An 18,368-nucleotide genomic window follows, 5' to 3' on the forward strand; every position below is an offset into this window, starting at 1 on the left:
GGGCTCAGTTGGCCGATATGGCACGGGCGTCGATATAGAATCGCGCGTTGCCCTGGGGATCTATCCTGATCTGGGCGACCAGCCGATCGCTTCGCTTGTATTCCCACCTGCTCTTGATCCGGGTCAGGGCGGGGCTGACGGCCCCGACCACGTTCAGATATTCGTGGAACAGGCTGGAGCTTCCAATCTCGGTCAGCATCTTTTCCATTTGCATGTCTCCTCAAGTGATTGGGTCTGCGCGGGTCACGTTAGCAGCGACCCTCTGAACCTTGCCTGTACAAAAAACACACTACTCCGTCCGTGGGCAGGCAACATGATCAGGCGCAAGTTCGGCGACGATCCTCGATCCGAGATGACAGCGTTTTCAGTCAGGGCTGGCGCGCGGCGGGCAGATGATCGAGGGCGGCGGATGCGTTTGACTGCGCCGGGGCCGTCTGCACGGCGGGCGCACCGTGGAACACGGGATCCTGCGCCACCTCCTTGATGCCGTTGATGCAGAACTGCATGCCCATGCACACCAGCAGGAAGCCCATGATGCGGGTCATGGCGTCTATGCCGGTGGCGCCGAGGATCTTGCAGACCGGATCCGCCAGCTTGAGCACGCCCCAGCTGAGCAGGCTCATCAGGGCGAAGGCGGTCACCATGGCGGCATAGATGACGAAACGGTTGTACTCGTCGGGCAGCTCGGCAATCTGGGCGGCGCCGCTGATCACCAGGGCCATGGTGCCCGGCCCGCACATGCTGGGCATGGTGAGCGGCACGAAGGCGATGCTCTGGTTGATGTCGACCCCGGCGGACTGGCTGGGGGCGGGGAACAGCATGCGAAAACCGATGAAGGCGATGATGAGGCCACCGGCCAGCCGCAGGCCGGGAATGGAGATCCCGAACAGATCCAGGATGGAGGAGCCGATGAAGAAGCTGACGCAGAGGGTGGCGAACAGATAGATGGCGGCCAGGTTGATCTGGCGGCGTACGTGCTCACGGGACATGCCCTTGCTCAGTCCCAGCAGCAGGGTAGCCGTGGTGGGGGGATTGACCATGGGCAGCAGCGCGAGCAAGGCGATGAATACGACCTGGAAAAACATCTTGCACCTCGGGGTGGTTGGAAAACAACAGGGCCAGACGCGGGTCTGGCCTTAAGGGGGGGCTACTCTACGGCAGCCAGGCTGAATATAGCCGGAACGAAGGGGCCCCGACAGTCCGGGGCCCGCATATGTCAGGCGGTTTGTGGCGTGACCTGACGCTGAGTGCGCTGGCGCAGCCAGAGCCAGAGACCCAGCACGAAGCCGAGACCGGCAAGACTGACCACATAGTGGGAGGGCGCCAGCACGTCGTTCTTCATCCACAGCGTCACCAGCATGGGAGTGAGTCCGCCGAAGATGGCGTAGGCCACGTTGTAGGAGAACGACAGCCCGGAGAAGCGCACCACGGGCGGGAAGGCGTTGACCATGACATAGGGCACGGCGCCGACTATCCCCACCGCAAAGCCTGCCAGCATGTAGAGCGGCACCAGCTGATCCATGCCCGCCGCCAGGCCGTGGTAGAAGGCATAGGTGGCACCGGCCAGCAGCAATGAGCCCAGGACGAAGGTGGGGCCGCTGCCGAGGCTGTCTATCAGGCGGCCGTAGAAGATGCAGCCAAGGGTGAGGGCGACTATGGCCAGGGAGTTGGCGGTCAGGGCATCGGCCGGGCTGATGCCATGGACCTTCTGCAGATAGGTCGGGGTCATCAGGATCACCACCACTATGCCGGCGGAGAGCAGCCAGGTCAGCAGCATGGAGACGATGACGCTGCCCTTGTGCTCGCGGAGCACCGTCTTGAGGGGCAGCTCCTCGGCCAGGGCCTTGTTGGCCTGCATCTCGGCGAAGACAGGGGTCTCGTGCAGCCAGCGGCGCAGGTACATGGCGACTATGCCGAACACTCCACCAAGCACGAAGGCCAGACGCCAGCCCCACTCGCTCACCTCCACCGGGCTCATGCCGCGGTTGATGGCGGTGGCCACCAGAGAGCCGAGCAGTATGCCGGCGGTCAGCCCTGCGGTGAGGGTGCCACAGGCGACGCCGACCCGGCGGGCGGGCACGTGCTCGGCCACGAAGACCCAGGCCCCCGGGACCTCACCCCCGATGGCGGCCCCTTGCAGGATCCGCAGCAGCAGCAACAGCAGCGGGGCGGCGATGCCGAGGGTGGCATAGGTGGGCAGCAGGCCGATCAGCAGGGTCGGCAGCGCCATCAAGATGATGCTGAGGGTGAACATGCGCTTGCGGCCGATGAGATCGCCGAAGTGGGCCATGATGATGCCCCCCAGGGGGCGGGCCAGGTAACCGGCGGCGAAGATGCCGAAGGTCTGGAACTGGCGCAGCCACTCGGGGATGTCGGCCGGGAAGAAGAGCTCGCCTATCACCACGGCGAAGAAGACGAAGATGATGAAGTCGTAGAATTCGAGGGCGCCGCCCAGCGCCGCCAGGCTTAAGGTCTTGTAATCCTGTCGGTTGAGGGGGCGATTGTGATCGTGTGTGCCGGTAACTGTGGTCATATCCTTATGTTTCCCATCGTTTTTTTAGTTATTCTCCCCCATGCTCTGCGGGGATACGCTCACCCACGAGGGTATGCTTTTGTATCCCAGGAAGTAAATCGCACAATTCGCAACACTGTCTTGCAGCACCTTGCGGCAAGGGATTGGAGAGGTCATGACGAAGAAAAAGGTACTGCTCTCCTGGAGCAGCGGAAAAGACAGCGCCTGGGCCCTGCATCGCTTGCGCCAGGATCCGGCGATCGAGGTGGTGGGGCTCTTCACCACCCTGAATCAGGCGTTCGAGCGGGTGGCCATGCACGGGGTGCGCAAGCAGTTGCTGACGGAGCAGGCCGCGTGCGTGGGGCTGCCACTGCACTGTATCGATCTGCCCTGGCCCTGCAGCAACGAGGACTATGGCCGGGTCATGACCGGCTTCATCGAGGATGTGCTGGCCATGGGGATCCGCCACATGGCATTCGGCGATCTCTTCCTCGAGGATGTGCGCGCCTATAGGGAGAAACAACTGGCGGGCACGGGCATAGCGCCGCTGTTCCCGCTCTGGGGCAGCGACACGAGGGAGCTGGCGCAGCAGATGATGGTCGCCGGCCTCAAGGCCAGGATCTGCACCCTGGATCCCGGCAAGCTGGATGCCAGCCTGGGTGGGCACGAGTTCGATTCGGCCCTGCTGGCGGCCCTGCCCGCCGGGGTGGATCCCTGCGGCGAGAACGGCGAGTTCCACACCCTGGCCTTTGATGGCCCCATGTTCCAGCGGCCCCTGGCCATCCGGGTGGGGGAGACAGTGGTGCGGGACGGCTTCGTCTTTACCGATCTGCTGCCGGATGAGACCCCTGAGGGCTAGTTGCCCGGGAGAGCGACAGACCCATCTCCCGTCTGCTGAATGCAACAAGGCCGGATCCCTGGGGAGCTGGCCTTGTCGTCTGGCCCGGCTCAGCGGGCGGCGAAGGTGTCGCAGCTGGCGGGCTTGCCGCTGTCAAAGCCCCGCTTGAACCAGGCGAGGCGCTGGGCCGAGCTGCCGTGGGTGAAGCTGTCGGGCACCACCCGGCCCTGACCCCGCTGCTGCAGGCGGTCGTCACCTATGGCCTGGGCGGCGTTGAGCGCCTCCTCCAGATCGCCGTGCTCCAGCACCTGCTCCCGCTCCATATGGTAGCCCCAGACCCCGGCGAAGCAGTCGGCCTGCAATTCGAGTTTGACCGACAGCTTGTTCTGCGCGGCCTGGCTCAGCCCTTGCTGTTGCTGGCGCACCTTGGTCGAGATGCCGAGCAGGTGCTGCACGTGGTGGCCCACCTCGTGGGCGACCACATAGCCCTGGGCGAAGTCGCCATCGGCCCCCAGCTTGTCGCGCATGTCCTGATAGAAGGAGAGATCTATGTAGACTGTGCTGTCCGCCGGGCAGTAGAAGGGGCCCATGACAGACTGGCCCTGGCCGCAGCCGGTCTGGGTGGCGCCGCGATAGAGCACCAGCCTGGGAGGCTGATACTGGCTGCCGCTTTGGGAGAAGATCGCGCCCCAGGTATCTTCGGTGGAGGCGAGCATCACTGAGGTGAATCTGGCCAGGGGATCGCTGGCCGGCTCTGACAGGTTCTGGCGCGGCGCCTGGCTCTGCCGGGACGGTTCGTCGAGCAAGGGGCTGAGATCCACGCCGTAGTAACCCGCCACCATGACCACCACGATCAGGATGAGGCGCCCCTTGCCACCTATGGGCAGGCCGCCGCCCCCGCTGCCACCGCCTTCCTGGCGCCTGTCCTCCACATTGCTGCTCTCACGGCGATTTTGCCAGCGCATATCTGCCTACTCCCGTCATTGGTGGTGGCAGTAATGATAATGGCTGGTCGTCCGCCTTGCCTGATGAGGGGCGTTATTCGGCCCAGGGCATCTCGGGCAGGCTGTCGAGAAACTCGGCGTAGCGGGTCAGGTTGAAGGGGCCCTGATCCGCCTCCATGGCCATCAGCTCGGCACCCAGGGCGCAGGCGATGTATTGCAGCGCCTCGTCCCGCGGGGTGCCCTTCATCACCAGCCGCATCAGGGTGGCTTTCACCTGCAGGGGGTGGCCGTCGGCGAGCTGGTTTTCAACCATTTCCAGCAGCGTCTGTTCGTCAAAGAATTCGGTGGTGTCCGTCATGGGGAATGTCCTGCTTGTTGTTCTGTGGGATAGGGCGGGCAGTATAGCCGGAACCGCCGCGTGACTCATGTGGCAGGGACTAAATGTCGGCTGCGGTCGGCCGGTTTGCTGTCCATGACGGCCTCCTTTTGGCCGGGGATCTTGCCAAGCGCCCGTCATGGGGGCAGTCTTGATGGCTGTTGTTCCCATCACACGAGCCTTTGCCATGATCCTCTCCGAGCGCCTCGCCCTGCGCGAATTAACCACCGCTGATGCCCCCTTTATCCTCGAGTTGCTCAACGACGGCGACTTCCACCGCTACATAGGCGATCGCGGGGTGCGCACCCTGAGTGACGCCGAAGAGTACATACAACAGGGGCCGGCGGTCAGCTATGCCCGTCATGGGCATGGTCTCTATCTGGTGATGCGACGGGAAGACGAGGCCAGGATCGGCATCTGCGGGCTCATCAAGCGCGATACCCTGCCGTGCGAAGACATAGGCTACGCCTTCCTGCCTGCTTATCGCGGTCAGGGTTACGGCATAGAAGCGGCACGGGCGGCGTTGCAGGATGGTCGGGAGCGGCTCGGCATCGAGCGGGTCATCGCCATCGTCACCCCGGGCAACGAGCGATCTGTGGCGCTGCTGGGCAAGCTGGGTCTGGTGCGCAGCCGTCTGGTCAGGCTGAGCGAGGATGCCGACGAGTGTCTGTTGCTGGAAGCGGCCGATACCCAGGCCTGCACTGTCTGAGGGATGGCAGGGCAGTCAATCAGAAGAGGGGATGACAAGGCTGGCGGAGAGGGAGACAAGGGGGCCGCCGTGAGTTGCGGCCTGTCTGCATCTGAGGCTGCCGGTGGGCAGGATCAGTTGAGCTCTTCGATGGAGAACTCGCCAGGGATACCATCACAGGAGATGGCGAAGCCACCGCTGGAGCGGGTGCTGAACTGGATCAGAAACGCATCATAGTCATGCTCTTGCACGGGCAGGTTGATGGGTTTGCTGCGACGCAGGGGTTTGTGTGTCTGTACTGCTTTCATCATGGTATTTCTCTATATAAATTAAATAGTTGCTCCTTGTTTGGCAAATGTTAGGTCAATAGACGCGGTCAGAATCCGCGCAGGAATACCCAGCCCGAATCACGGGCGTCTGCACTATCAAGGAATATGCGGATGCATAGTTCAAATTGGGTGGGCAGATCGGGTCTGCACCGTGAGAGCCGGGCAACGCAGGCAGACAGCCTGACGGTTCTCAAGGCGAGTAAATCAGAGGAAGGTTATGTGGGTACTGGCAGGATTCATCTAACGTTGAAGCATTGCGAACATAAACAGGGCTGATTAACTAGCCGGCGCGCATTCTCTCCTCGAAATGCATAAAAAGCAAACACTAATTGTGAGATGTCGTGACGGTGGCGCATTTTTCACTGCCACGCCGCCAACGAAAAGGGCTCCCGAGGGAGCCCTTCTGCTGTGCCAGTCACGGCCTGCGACTGACTCAGTAGTCGCCGCTGGCCTTCTTGGCGGCGGTGATCATGGGGGTGATGGTCATGCCCTGTACCACTATGGAGAACATCACCACAGAGTAGGTCATCACCAGGATCACCTCCCGCAGATCGACGCCGTGCTCCGGCAGCACCATGACGCCCGAGGGCAGCGCCAGTGCCATGGCCATGGCCAGACCGCCCCGCAGGCCGCCCCAGGTGAGGATGCGCACCGAGAAGCGGTTGTAGCTGCGGAACTTGCGGAAGGCCACATAGGGCAGGGAGACGCTGATGAAGCGGGCGGCCAGGCAGAGCGGCACTGCTATGACCAGCAGGATCCAGTCTTGCCAGGCCAGATCCAGCAGCACCAGGGCCAGGCCGATCAGCAGGAACAGCAGGGCGTTGAGGAACTGATCCATCAACTCCCAGAAGTGATCCAGGTGATGGCGGCTCTGCTCGGAGAAGCCGGACTGGCGGGTCCAGTTGCCTATCATGATGCCGGTGACCACCATGGCCAGGGCGCCGGAGACGCCTATCATGTTGGCAAAGGCGAAGCCTGCGGTCGGGATGCAGAGGGTCAGCAGCAGCTCCAGGGAGCCGTCGTCTGTGGCGCTGATCATCACGTGGGCGATGAGGCCCAGCACGGCGCCGAACAAGATGCCGCCGAGGGCTTCATGCAGGAACAGGCCGGCCACGCTGGTGAAGGTGGGCTCGACACCGCCAAAGGCCACGGCGAAGACGGTGGCGAAGATCACCAGGCCGACCCCGTCGTTGAACAGGGACTCCCCTTCGATCTGGATGGCGATCTGGGGCGGAGCCTTCATCTTCTTGACGATGGCGAGCACGGCAATGGGGTCGGTGGGGGAGATCAGGGCACCGAACAGCATGCAATAGACCAGCGGCAGTTCCCAGCCCAGCAGCTTGGCGATGAACCAGAAGCCGTAGCCGATGATGAAGGTGGAGAGCAGGGTCGCCGCTATGGAGAGAATGGTGATCTCCCACTTCTGGCTGCGCAATGCCTTCAGATTGATGCCGAGACCGCCGGCAAACAGCAGGAATCCGAGGATCCCCTTCAGCAGGAAATTCTGGAAGTCGATGCTTTCCATGGTCTCGACGGCCAGAGGTTCCAGATTGAACCAACCCAACTTACCAAACAGCACCATCAGGGCGGAGATCAGCATGGATCCGGCTGTGATGGCGATGGTGGTCTGGATCTTCACGACATACTGGTTGGCAAAGGCGATGAAGATCGCCAAGGCTGCCAAGAAACAGAGTGTGTAGTAGACGCTCATAGTTATTTTTCTCTTTAGTAAACAGCAAGCACGTATCCCCGTTGAGGACGGGCATAGGGTACTCTCGGGCCACATCTTACTCATTACCTATTTATGAGTATATGCTCGAGATTTCGGACAGATAGACGGCTAGATTTCCATTTGATTTTTTTGCTGCTAGGATGGAGCTCACGCAGTTGCATGGATGTAAGGGGTAGAAGCGGTGTCGAGCATAGAGTCGAGCAAGAAGTCGGACGTAACAAAGAAACTGGAAGCCTGTCTCAGGGAGCGGATCCTGATCATCGACGGTGCCATGGGCACCATGATCCAGGGTTACAGGCTCGGTGAATCGGATTACCGCGGCGAGCGCTTCGCCGACTGGCATACCGACATCAAGGGCAACAACGATCTGCTGGTGCTGACCCGGCCGTCGGTGATCCGCGAGATCCACGATCAATATTGCGCCGCCGGGGCCGACATCCTCGAGACCAACACCTTCAACGCCACTCGCATCGCCATGGCCGATTACGAGATGGAAGCCTTCTCCGCCGAGATCAACCGCGAGGCGGCCCGTCTGGCCCGCGCCGTGGCGGACGAATGGACGGCCAAGGATCCCGCCAGGCCGCGTTTCGTGGCAGGCGTCCTGGGCCCCACCAACCGCACCTGCTCCATCTCGCCGGACGTGAACGATCCCGGCAAGCGCAACGTCACCTATGACCAGCTGGTGGCTGCCTACACCGAATCGACCCATGCCCTCATCGAGGGGGGCGCCGACATCATTCTGATTGAGACCATCTTCGATACCCTCAACGCCAAGGCGGCCGCCTTCGCGGTGGATCTGGTGTTCGAGGAGCTGGGCTACAGCCTGCCGGTGATGATCTCCGGCACCATCACGGATGCCTCGGGCCGCACCCTCTCCGGCCAGACCACGGAAGCCTTCTATCACTCCCTGCGTCACGTCAAACCCATCTCCTTCGGCCTCAACTGTGCGCTGGGCCCGGACGAGCTGCGCCAGTACGTGGAGGAGCTGTCGCGCATCAGCGAGACCTTTGTGAGCGCCCACCCCAACGCCGGCCTGCCCAATGCGTTCGGCGAGTACGATCTCGATGCGGGTGAGATGGCAGAGCATATCCGCGAGTGGGCCCAAAGCGGCTTCCTCAACCTGGTGGGGGGCTGCTGCGGCACCACCCCGACCCATATTCGCGCCATGGCGGACGCCGTGGCGGGCATTCGGCCGCGCGCCCTGCCCGAGCTGCCGGTAGCCTGCCGGCTCTCCGGCCTGGAGCCGCTGATCATCACCGCGGAGTCCATGTTCGTGAACGTGGGGGAGCGCACCAACGTCACCGGCTCGGCCAAGTTCAAGCGGCTGATCAAGGAGGGGCTCTATGACGAGGCCCTGGATGTGGCCAAGCAGCAGGTGGAGAGCGGCGCCCAGATCATCGACATCAACATGGACGAGGGGATGCTGGACGCCGAGGCGGCCATGGTGCGCTTCTTGAACCTGATTGCCGGCGAGCCGGACATCGCCCGGGTGCCGGTGATGATCGACTCCTCCAAGTGGGAGGTGCTGGAGGCGGGCCTCAAGTGCGTGCAGGGCAAGCCTGTGGTCAACTCCATCTCCATGAAGGAGGGGGAGGCCAAGTTCATCGAACAGGCCAAATTGCTGCGCCGCTACGGCGCCGCCGTCATCGTGATGGCGTTCGACGAGGTGGGCCAGGCCGATACCCGTGCCCGCAAGTTCGAGATCTGCCAGCGCGCCTACCGGATCCTGGTAGATCAGGTGGGCTTCCCGCCGGAAGACATCATCTTCGACCCCAATATCTTCGCGGTGGCAACCGGCATCGACGAGCACAACAACTACGCGGTGGACTTCATCGAGGCGGTGAAGGACATCAAGGAGCACCTGCCCCACGCCATGATCTCCGGCGGCGTCTCCAACGTCTCCTTCTCCTTCCGGGGCAACGAGCCGGTGCGCGAAGCCATCCACGCCGTCTTCCTCTACCACGCCATCCGCAGCGGCATGGACATGGGCATAGTCAACGCCGGTCAGCTCGCCATCTATGAAGACATTCCGGCGGAGCTGAAGGCGAAGGTCGAGGCCGTGGTGCTTAACTTGAGTGACAGCGCCACCGAGGATCTGCTGGCCATTGCCGAGAAGTATCGCGGTGCCGGTGCCCAGGCCGAGGATCCCCGGGATCAGGAGTGGCGCAGCTGGCCCGTGGGCAAGCGGCTGGAGCATGCCCTGGTCAAGGGGATCACCGACTTCATCGAAGAGGACACCGAAGAGGCGCGGGCCGGGGCCGAGAAGCCGCTGCACGTGATCGAAGGGCCGCTGATGGACGGCATGAACGTGGTGGGTGACCTGTTCGGCGCCGGCAAGATGTTCCTGCCCCAGGTGGTGAAGTCGGCGCGGGTGATGAAGCGGGCGGTCGCCTACCTGCAACCCTACATAGAGGCGGAGAAGTCCGGCGGCTCCAGCAACGGCAAGATAGTGATGGCCACCGTCAAGGGGGACGTGCACGACATCGGCAAGAACATCGTCGGCGTGGTGCTGCAGTGCAACAACTACGAGATCGTCGATCTCGGGGTCATGGTCTCCTGCGAGACCATCCTCAAGACGGCGCGGGAAGTGGGGGCCGACATCATAGGCCTGTCCGGCCTCATCACTCCGTCGCTTGACGAGATGGTGCACGTGGCGAAAGAGATGGAGCGCCAGGGCTTCAAGCTGCCGCTGCTGATCGGCGGCGCCACCACCTCCAAGGCCCACACAGCGGTGAAGATAGAGCAGAACTACTCCGAACCCGTGGTCTATGTGTCGAACGCCTCCCGCGCGGTGGGGGTGGCCCAGAGCCTGCTGAACCCCGAGCTCAAGCCCGCCTTCGTCGCCCGCATCGACAAGGAGTACGAAATAGCGCGGGATCAGCATGCCCGCAAGCAACCGAGATCCAAGCCGGTTTCCCTGGCCCACGCCCGCGCCAACCGCCAGCAGCTGGACTGGGTCGGCTATGAGCCGCCTAAGCCCCGCGAGCTGGGCGTGCAGACCTTCGAGGACGTGCCCGTCTCTGTGCTGCGCCCCTACATCGACTGGACGCCGTTCTTCCTGAGCTGGGAGCTGGCGGGCAAGTATCCGCGCATCCTGGAAGACGAGATCATAGGTGAGGAGGCGACCAAGCTGTTTGCCGATGCCAACGCCATGCTAGACCAGCTGGAGCAGGACAAGAGCGTGCGCTGCGCCGGCATCATAGGCCTGTTCCCCGCCAACGGGGTGGGGGACAGCATAGAGGTCTACAGCGACGAGTCCCGCACCGAGGTCATCAAGGTGCTGCACCACCTGCGCCAGCAGAGCGAGAAGCAGGGCTTCCCGAACTACTGTCTGGCGGATTATGTGGCACCCAAGGAGAGTGGCAAGGCGGACTGGATCGGTGCCTTCGCGGTAACCGGCGGCATCGGCGAGGAGGCCATAGCGCAAGCCTACAAGGCGGATCACGACGACTACAACGCCATCCTCATCCAGGCGGTGTGCGACCGTCTCGCCGAGGCCTTCGCCGAGTACCTCCACGAGCAGGTGCGCAAAGTGCACTGGGGCTATGTCCCCGACGAAGCGCTCTCCAACGAGGAGCTTATTCGCGAGAACTATCAGGGCATCCGCCCGGCGCCCGGTTACCCCGCCTGCCCTGAGCACACCGAGAAGGGCAGCATCTGGGAGCTGCTGGGCGTGGAGCAGGCCATCGGCATGAAGCTCACCGAGTCCTACGCCATGTGGCCGGGGGCGGCGGTGTCCGGCTGGTACTTCTCCCACCCCGAGAGCAAATACTTCGCGGTGGCGCAGATCCAGCAAGATCAGGTGGAGGATTACGCCGCCCGCAAGGGGATGACGCTGGCAGAGGCCGAGCGTTGGTTGGGGCCAAACCTGAATTGATCCCGTTGCCCGGCCTGAACTGGCCCAAGCAAGCTGAGGTGCTATGAAGATTGGATTCGTTGGCCTGGGGGCCGTGGTGGAGACCGCCTATCTGCCGGCATTGCGGGCCCTGGCGCCAGAGATGGCGATCTGGGGATTCGACCCCGCCCGCAGCCTGCCGGGAGTGGACTCGCTGCCGACCCTGGAGGCCCTGCTGGCGCAGCCCCTGGATCGGTTGGTCATCGCCACCCCCTCCCTGCTGCACCTGCCCGTGCTGGAGCAGGCGCTGGCAAGCACCATCCCCTTGATTCTGGTGGAGAAGCCTGTGGTGGCGACCCTGGCCCAGCAGACTCGCCTGCAGGCCCTGCTGGTGGATCCCGAAGTCGCCCCCCGGGTGCTGGCGCTGGATCACTGGATGGCCCGCAACGCCGTCCAGCGGCTGCTCAGCGGCGGGCTGGGGGATGACTGGCGGCCGCAAGACGGGCAGACCGGCCTCATTTCGCCGATCACCCTGGCCGACGTGGCCTCGCTGGAGGGCTTCCTGCTGGAGCCCTGCGGCCTTGACGAGCAGGGGCACCCCTATGCCCTCAACTTCGCCACCGGCGAGCCGGATCGGCGGGTCCTGCGTCATCCCGACGGGGTGATCCTCGACATCGGCACCCATCTGCTGGCAATGATCCGCGAGCTGCTGGCGGCCCTCGGCGGGGATGACAGCTTGACGCTGGTGGCTGAAGGGGTAGCCGACAGGCTGGGCCAGCCCATCCCCAGTGGTGATCTCGAGACCGCCGAGGGGCGCGCCTGTCTGCGCGGCGAGGCGGCCGGGGTGCCCCTGAGGCTCTGGCTCGACAAGTACGCAGGATCCGGGGTCGAGAAGAAGGGGTTATGCCTGCATCTCAAGGATGGGCGGCGCATAGAGCTGCTTCGCAGCGGCAATCTGGAGTGGCTGCATTTTCACGGCGTCGATGGTATGCGGGGCTGGCAACATGAGGGGTCCCTCTATCGCGACTGCATAGCCCAAACCCTGCTGGCGCCCGTGCCGGTGGGCGGCTGGGCCAGGACCACGGCGCGCCGGTTGCAGGAGGTGGCGCTGCTGCTGAGCCTGCAGCAGGGGTTGCGTGGTCCTCATTGAATCTGGTATTCAGCGGTTCTTGCAGAACGCCGAATGGTGAGGGGAAAGGATTGGCGTTGCCAGTCGTTCATGGCACCTTATACTCTCCAGTCCGATTATCAGGTCTGTCATTTCCATGAATATTGCCATTTTATCCCGCGAGCCCAACAACTACTCCACCCGCCGTCTGGTCGAGGTGGCGCAGGCGCGCGGGCATCAGGTCGAGGTGCTCGACACCCTGCGCTGCTACATGAACATCGCCTCCCACAGCCCCTCCATCCACTACGAAGGACGGGAACTGGAGAGCTTTGACGCCGTGATCCCGCGCATCGGTGCCAGCATCACCTTCTATGGCACCGCCGTGCTGCGCCAGTTCGAGATGATGAATACCATGGCCCTCAACACTTCGGTTGCCATCAGCCGCTCCCGGGACAAGCTGCGCGCCATGCAGTTGCTCTCCCGCCACGGCATAGGCCTGCCCATCACCGGCTATGCCCACAGCACCCACGACGTGCCCGACCTCATCACCATGGTTGGCGGGGCGCCGCTGGTGGTGAAACTGCTGGAGGGAACCCAGGGGATAGGCGTGGTGCTGTGCGAAACCCAGAAGGCGGCGGAGAGCGTGATCGAGGCCTTCATCCAGACCAACAACAACATCTTGGTGCAGGAGTACATCCGCGAGGCCAACGGCGCCGACATTCGCTGCGTGGTGGTGGGTGGCAAGGTGGTGGCGGCCATGCGTCGTCAGGCCCAGCCGGGGGAGTTTCGCTCCAACCTGCACCGTGGCGGCGAGGCGTCGGCCATCAAGATCACCCCGGAAGAGCGAGCGACTGCGGTGCAGGCCGCCAAGATCATGGGGCTGGACGTGGCCGGGGTGGATATCTTGCGCAGTGCCCGTGGCCCCCTGGTATTGGAGGTGAACTCCTCCCCGGGTCTGCAAGGGGTCGAAGCCGCCTCCGGCAAGGATGTGGCGGGCAAGATCATCGATTTTCTGGAGCTCAAGGCGAGTCGCAAGCACAAGCCGGCGGAATAAGCCGCCCTCCCGTCCTCTGCAAACAAGGCGCCCTCGGGCGCCTTGTTGTTATCTGGCTTGTGGGCTTGCCGGGGAGTGCGTTGTCTCCCTTCTCCCCGTGCGGGAGAAGGGTCGGGGATGAGGGGGAAACTATGCCTGCGTGAGGTCGAGGGCGTTCATCGCCAGCCTGGCGCTGAAAACGCCATCCTCCTGCCGGGTCTCTATCTGCCAGCCCAGCTTCTCGCAGATGCGCTGGATGATGGTGAGGCCGCAGCCGTAGCCCAGGATCTGATCCGGCGCCGCCGCGGTGGGATTGCTGATGGTGAGCACCTGCCCCTGAAGCGCGATCTCGATATGACCCTCGGCGTAGCTCAGGGCATTCTTCAGCAGGTTGCCCAGGGCGATGGCGAGCAGGGAGAGAGGGGCCCTTACCTCGCTCTGCTCGTCCAGATTGAGGCGGATGTCCAGGTTCTCGCGTTGCAGCAGGGGGGCGAGGCGCGCCAGCTCCCGCTGGATCAGCGGTGCCACCAATTGCGGGGGGCGCTCGACAGCCTCCTTGCGGCCCAGCAGCAGGAAGGTCTCGGTGAGCAGGGCCATCTCGTCGCTGGCGGCCCGAATGCGGCTGGTTGCCCGGGCGGCGGGGGCGGGCAGGTCGCTCACCTTGCCGAGCAGGGCGGCCGAGCCCTGGATCACCATGTTGGGGGTGCGCAGCTCATGGCTGGCGAAGCGGCTGAACTCCTGCTCCCGGGCGAACACGGCGGCCACCTCGTGCTTGCCCGCCAGCAGCGCCAGCTCGATCTCCCGCAGCTCCTGCCAGGGGGCGTCCGGCACGAAGTCGACCTGATCCGGGGTGAGGTGGGCGACGCGCTGACGCAGCCTGTCCAGGGGGCGGGTGATGTGGCGCACCAGCCAGATGCCGAACGCTATGCAGCCGAGCAACAGGGCCAGCCCGATCAGCCGGGTGACCAGGTGAAGCCTGTCTTCGTAAGGATCCAGGTAGTCGTCTGCGTCGTCGTTGAACACCAGATAGAGCAGGCCCTGGCCCGAGGGGTGAGCGCGCACCAGAAAGTGTTTGTCCTCCTCCCCCAGCTGGTGCTCGAAGAAACCGGGGGTCCGGTAGGGCTTCAACCAGGTCGGCAGGCGTCCCGCCTCCGTCCAGTAGCTGGAGAACTGGCGCGGGCTGGGGGCGGGTGCCGCCTGGCCGAGCCGCAGCCAGTCATCGTTGTAGCGGGTGACCTCGGCCTCCAGCCAGTGGCGCAGGCTGAGTTCCTCCATCTTGTTCTCGGCCACCACCATCAGCAGGCTCAGGATCAGCAGCAGCAGCAAGCCGGCCCCGCCCAGCGCCAGGATCAGGCGCTGGCGCAGGCTCGGCAGGTTCAAGGCTGGCTGGCTCGGGGAGGCCGGGGTGCTCATGGTTTGACCAGCCGGTAGCCCTGGCCGTGCACTGTCTCCAGCATGGGGCTGGGGAAGGGCTTGTCCAGGGCGTTGCGCAGGGCGTAGATGTGGCTGCGCAGGGCGTCCGAGTCGGGCTCCTCATCCCCCCAGACGGTGTCGAGCACCTCCTGGCGCGTCACCAGCTGGGGGGCACGTCTGACCAGCAGGGTGAGGATCTGGAAGGGGATCTTGCCAAGTTTGAGCTCCACCCCGGCGCGGGTGGCGCGGCCCGCGCCAGGATCCACCGTCAGCTCGCCAAATGCCAGCGCCCCCATGTCGCTGCGGGGGCCGCGCAGGGCCAGGGCCTGCAACCGCACCTCCAGCTCCTCCATGGCGAACGGCTTGACCAGGTAGTCGTCGCCCCCCGCCTTGAAACCTGCCAGCTTGTCATCCAGGCTGTCGCGGGCGGTGAGAAAGAGCACTGGGGTGGCGATGCCGTCCGAGCGCAGCCGCTCGACGGTGCGCAGGCCGTCGAGGCGCGGCATCATGACGTCCATGATGATGACGTCGAAACGCTGCTCCGCCAGCAGTTGCAGGGCGGCCTGGCCGTGATAGGCGCAGTCTACCCTGTGCCCGGCCAGCTCCAGATAATCCATGACGGTCTCAGCCACCTGGGGACTGTCTTCCACCACCAGTATTTTCATGCTCTGATCTCCTGGTTTGGGCCGAGATTTCACGGCCATTTCACACCGGATGAGACATCCTGTGTGCCAGTGTAACCCCGAGGATCCCCGATGAAGAAGTCTCTCTGCGCCCTCTGGCTATTGATTTTATTGCCCTTTGGTCTGGTGCAGGCGGCCGAGTTCAAGCTGACCGGCCGCACCAGCTGGCAACTGGGCCAGTTGATGGTCAACGGCATTCCCTTCGTGATCGATGAGCAGACCCGCTTCAAGGACGGTCTGGACGAAGACGATCTCGGCGGCACCTGGGTCGATCTGGAAGGGGTGATCGAGGGAGACAGGCGGCTGGTCCGCGAGGTGGAGCCGCTGGAGGAAAAGCATGAGATGGAGCTGGAAGGGCCTGTGGCGCAGGGGCGGATCTGGGGTTATGTCACCTCGGACGACAGCCTGGCACCCTTCGAGGGGCGCTGGCTGGAGCTGGAGTGCCGCTTCGACGGCATGCGTCTGAGCCGCTGTCGGGAGGACGACTGAGCCGCCGCACCAGTGAACCGGAAAAATTGCCCGTCCAGGCCCATAGTTAAACCTCCTCGCTGGGTTGACCATGGGCCTGCTTGCTATGACTAGAACCGCATTGTTCCTGCTGCTCTCCTTTCACGCCCTTGCCGACGAGTCCGAACTCTGGCTGGTGGAGCTGGAGCACAACGATGGCCTCCGCCTGCAATTTCAGGGGGCCGAGCTCGAGCTCGGCAGCGCCGCCCTGGTCGGAGCGGCGCAGTTTGATGATCTCAGGCCCGGCATGCACCTCGCCATCCAGAGCCGGTACGGCGTGGCCGAGCAGATCCGGGTGCTCGCCACAGCGCCGGATCCGGCCCAGAGCAGCCAGTGGTTGCGGGCGGATGACAGGCTGGTCGCCACCGCAGGAGAGAGCCTGCTGATGCAGCAGCTGGGTGTGCTGGTGTTTGATGCTGGTACCCGCTGGGTGAACGGCAGCCCCGCCGATCTGCAACCGGGTCGCAGGCTGGTGTTGAGCCGGGATGATGAGGGCCGTCTGACCGAGATCCTGATCCCCAATCCGGAGGATGACTAAGGAGGTAGCGCCACGGGGTGGCGCTACCTTGTCACTTATTGGAAGTGGATATTCTCAAGAGGAATCTGGGTCGCATTCCATGAAGTGTCACAGGGCCTTGGACTAGGATAGCTAAACTCGAAGAGTTTCTGTTTATCCTTGTTGATCCCCTGAATGACGACACGAGTTCTATTGTCGACGGCTGCATAGTTGATCAAATAATCCCCTTGGGTAGACAGCTTGTCCTCGTAAATGCTGGAGCATATATCCGAGTAGAGGCCATCATCAAAGCTCCATGCCATCTGACCAGTTCTGTTCTGACTGTTAATGTCGAAGATGGCGGCCTGGCTGGTAGCGAGATCTATACCGGCAGGGGTACCAAGTGGGTTGTTGAGGCTTCTCAGCCCATTATTGAACAGCATCAGTTGCCCATTCTGGGTTATCGATAGGGCGTGCTGTCCAATGGGTGTCTGACCTGTAGAGAGAGACAAGGCCAGCTTCTGTAGCGATGGATAGGAGTGCCAGTGCTTGGTCTCATCCCCCAGCAACCAGATGATTTTACCCGTGTTGTAATCCAGCTTTACCACGAAGTTTTCGCGGCTGGAGATCAGTAAGGTGTCATCGGCAGGGTCATAGGTAGCGGCATTCATGTGAAACCAGTCCACACCATCTCTGACAAAATTGCTGGGGTCATCGCCCTCTTGCAGCATATATTCAGAGAATATTTTACCGATATCCCATTCCTTGATTACAGTACCATTTCTATCTATTTCACTCAAGAATGACTCTATTTTTAATACCCCGTCGGTAGTGCCGTCCAGTTCAATCAGTACCCCATTCTTGCCTGGATCTATATTGTGATGAAAATAAGCATCGCTACCCATCCTTGTGCCACTGACATTCAAAACACCAGTTTTCCCATATAGAGAAAGAGTATCGATAGCGGTAGCCGCCCCCTTAAAATTCCCTGTCCAAAAAGTATTGTTGATGAAAATTGATGGGTTGGAATTCCTTTTTACACCTGCATCCCAGCGTACTTCACCATCTATATCCATAATAATAGGGGTCTTGAGCTGCCCTTTTAGATAAAAATAACTATAACTTGGTGTGGCGGTTGGCTTGATACTGATGCCAACGTTGTCATAAATACCCGCACTATCAACATAGGTGGCCGTGGGGATCATCTTCTGAAATGAGTAGATGCTGTCATCAATATACTGAATGTCTATCGTGAGCTCATTCAGGTAGTTGTTGTAGAGGCCAAATATCGGAACTTGGACACTGTTACTTGTAGTGTCAAATAGTCCATTGTTGGATAGATAGCTCCAATCATATGTGGCAGAGACAGGCTTGGCAAAATTGCCATCTTTTGTTTTTATATGGAAGGAGATGCTTTTTATCTTACCAGTATCCAGTCCACTCATATTTAATGCCGAAATAAACACTGACGTATGTTGATCATTTTCAATAACCTGTGTCGCAGGGTCATAAGCAGATTGCTCGGCCAGAGTCCTGCTGTCATTGTTACTGTCACATCCATATAAGCCGAAGCAGCACATGCCAAGAATAAGTGTCTTTTTGTGGTTCATAATAAACATCATCCCTATGTTAATGAACAAGGTTCATTGTAGTGAAAAAATCATGGTTGAGTTAAAAGATAGGCCGTATATACTGGCGCACATCTTGTCGGAGTGCTGACCGTCGAACGACGCAAAGCTGAGACCGTTAATTCGGGATCCGTGGAACCTGATCAGGTTAAGACCTGCGAAGGGAAACAAGGGTAACTTGCGAGTTGCCGCGCCGGGGGAGTAGCCACTTCCCCCTTGCCTTGAGGGGGAGCCCCGGGCAAGGGC

Annotated in this window: 17 protein-coding genes and 1 riboswitch; of the genes, 7 read left to right on the forward strand and 10 right to left on the reverse strand. The window is 62.0% G+C overall.

The genetic code is table 11. The features are described 5' to 3' along the window. Window positions 1-4: 4 nt before the first annotated feature. The 3 genes from AB5Y91_RS15470 to AB5Y91_RS15480 form a co-directional block, all read right to left on the reverse strand. The gene (locus AB5Y91_RS15470; RefSeq protein WP_106885182.1) at window positions 5-208 is read right to left on the reverse strand and encodes a hypothetical protein; all 204 of its coding nucleotides are present in this window, start codon (window positions 206-208) and stop codon (window positions 5-7) included. A gap of 160 nt (window positions 209-368) precedes the next feature. Beyond that, window positions 369-1,085 carry a MarC family NAAT transporter gene (locus AB5Y91_RS15475; RefSeq protein ID WP_368170189.1) on the reverse strand — a complete coding sequence of 239 codons (717 nt, stop codon included), beginning with the start codon at window positions 1,083-1,085 and terminating at the stop codon, window positions 369-371. A 131-nt stretch (window positions 1,086-1,216) separates the two neighbouring features. Continuing rightward, the gene (locus tag AB5Y91_RS15480) at window positions 1,217-2,533 is read right to left on the reverse strand and encodes an MFS transporter (RefSeq protein ID WP_368170190.1); all 1,317 of its coding nucleotides are present in this window, start codon (window positions 2,531-2,533) and stop codon (window positions 1,217-1,219) included. A gap of 154 nt (window positions 2,534-2,687) precedes the next feature. On the opposite strand from AB5Y91_RS15480, the gene AB5Y91_RS15485 reads away from it, so the two are divergent. Then, the gene (locus tag AB5Y91_RS15485) at window positions 2,688-3,371 is read left to right on the forward strand and encodes an ATP-binding protein (protein WP_368170191.1); all 684 of its coding nucleotides are present in this window, start codon (window positions 2,688-2,690) and stop codon (window positions 3,369-3,371) included. Window positions 3,372-3,460: 89 nt separating this feature from the next. Here AB5Y91_RS15485 and AB5Y91_RS15490 read toward each other — a convergent pair whose 3' ends face one another. Together AB5Y91_RS15490 and AB5Y91_RS15495 are read right to left on the reverse strand one after the other, a co-directional pair. After that, the gene (locus AB5Y91_RS15490) at window positions 3,461-4,315 is read right to left on the reverse strand and encodes a neutral zinc metallopeptidase (protein ID WP_368170192.1); all 855 of its coding nucleotides are present in this window, start codon (window positions 4,313-4,315) and stop codon (window positions 3,461-3,463) included. Window positions 4,316-4,388: 73 nt separating this feature from the next. Continuing rightward, window positions 4,389-4,652, reverse strand: a complete 264-nt coding sequence (locus AB5Y91_RS15495) for a hypothetical protein (protein WP_111910749.1) — start codon at window positions 4,650-4,652, stop codon at window positions 4,389-4,391. A 205-nt stretch (window positions 4,653-4,857) separates the two neighbouring features. Between AB5Y91_RS15495 and AB5Y91_RS15500 the strand changes: the two genes are divergently transcribed. Further along, window positions 4,858-5,379 carry a GNAT family N-acetyltransferase gene (locus tag AB5Y91_RS15500; protein ID WP_106885176.1) on the forward strand — a complete coding sequence of 174 codons (522 nt, stop codon included), beginning with the start codon at window positions 4,858-4,860 and terminating at the stop codon, window positions 5,377-5,379. A gap of 113 nt (window positions 5,380-5,492) precedes the next feature. Here the strand turns inward: AB5Y91_RS15500 and AB5Y91_RS15505 are convergent, their stop codons facing one another. Together AB5Y91_RS15505 and AB5Y91_RS15510 are read right to left on the reverse strand one after the other, a co-directional pair. Beyond that, a complete protein-coding gene (locus tag AB5Y91_RS15505) occupies window positions 5,493-5,669 on the reverse strand; it encodes a hypothetical protein (RefSeq protein ID WP_005326732.1) in 177 nt (58 codons plus the stop codon). A 451-nt stretch (window positions 5,670-6,120) separates the two neighbouring features. Next, window positions 6,121-7,398 carry a sodium:proton antiporter gene (locus AB5Y91_RS15510; protein ID WP_106885175.1) on the reverse strand — a complete coding sequence of 426 codons (1,278 nt, stop codon included), beginning with the start codon at window positions 7,396-7,398 and terminating at the stop codon, window positions 6,121-6,123. A 202-nt stretch (window positions 7,399-7,600) separates the two neighbouring features. On the opposite strand from AB5Y91_RS15510, the gene metH reads away from it, so the two are divergent. The 3 genes from metH to rimK all read left to right on the forward strand — a co-directional run bounded on the left by metH (window position 7,601) and on the right by rimK (window position 13,416). Next, window positions 7,601-11,296, forward strand: coding sequence for a methionine synthase (gene metH, locus AB5Y91_RS15515; RefSeq protein ID WP_368170193.1), 3,696 nt, complete (start codon window positions 7,601-7,603; stop codon window positions 11,294-11,296). A 43-nt stretch (window positions 11,297-11,339) separates the two neighbouring features. After that, entirely contained in the window at window positions 11,340-12,404 is a 1,065-nt protein-coding gene (locus tag AB5Y91_RS15520; RefSeq protein WP_368170194.1) for a Gfo/Idh/MocA family oxidoreductase, read from the forward strand. 115 nt (window positions 12,405-12,519) lie between these two features. Then, window positions 12,520-13,416 (forward strand): 30S ribosomal protein S6--L-glutamate ligase, encoded by an 897-nt coding sequence (rimK, locus tag AB5Y91_RS15525; protein WP_205642639.1) that lies wholly within the window; start codon window positions 12,520-12,522, stop codon window positions 13,414-13,416. Between the two features lie 129 nt (window positions 13,417-13,545). On the opposite strand, the gene AB5Y91_RS15530 is transcribed toward rimK, so the two are convergent. Both AB5Y91_RS15530 and AB5Y91_RS15535 read right to left on the reverse strand, forming a co-directional pair. After that, window positions 13,546-14,775: a sensor histidine kinase gene (locus AB5Y91_RS15530; protein WP_368170212.1), complete on the reverse strand. Its 1,230-nt coding sequence runs from the start codon at window positions 14,773-14,775 to the stop codon at window positions 13,546-13,548. A gap of 29 nt (window positions 14,776-14,804) precedes the next feature. Continuing rightward, on the reverse strand, window positions 14,805-15,473 hold the full coding sequence (locus AB5Y91_RS15535; RefSeq protein ID WP_368170195.1) for a response regulator transcription factor: 669 nt from the start codon (window positions 15,471-15,473) through the stop codon (window positions 14,805-14,807). 90 nt (window positions 15,474-15,563) lie between these two features. Between AB5Y91_RS15535 and AB5Y91_RS15540 the strand changes: the two genes are divergently transcribed. Further along, on the forward strand, window positions 15,564-15,980 hold the full coding sequence (locus AB5Y91_RS15540; protein WP_205642637.1) for a hypothetical protein: 417 nt from the start codon (window positions 15,564-15,566) through the stop codon (window positions 15,978-15,980). A gap of 85 nt (window positions 15,981-16,065) precedes the next feature. Next, a complete protein-coding gene (locus AB5Y91_RS15545) occupies window positions 16,066-16,536 on the forward strand; it encodes a hypothetical protein (protein ID WP_289985323.1) in 471 nt (156 codons plus the stop codon). Window positions 16,537-16,571: 35 nt separating this feature from the next. On the opposite strand, the gene AB5Y91_RS15550 is transcribed toward AB5Y91_RS15545, so the two are convergent. Beyond that, window positions 16,572-18,104 carry an aryl-sulfate sulfotransferase gene (locus tag AB5Y91_RS15550; RefSeq protein WP_368170196.1) on the reverse strand — a complete coding sequence of 511 codons (1,533 nt, stop codon included), beginning with the start codon at window positions 18,102-18,104 and terminating at the stop codon, window positions 16,572-16,574. A gap of 88 nt (window positions 18,105-18,192) precedes the next feature. Then, window positions 18,193-18,306: riboswitch (TPP riboswitch) on the forward strand. Window positions 18,307-18,368 lie beyond the last annotated feature (62 nt).

Origin of the sequence: Aeromonas sp. R4-3 (genome assembly GCF_040908275.1) — a bacterium.
Taxonomy (GTDB): Bacteria; Pseudomonadota; Gammaproteobacteria; order Enterobacterales; family Aeromonadaceae; genus Aeromonas; species Aeromonas rivipollensis.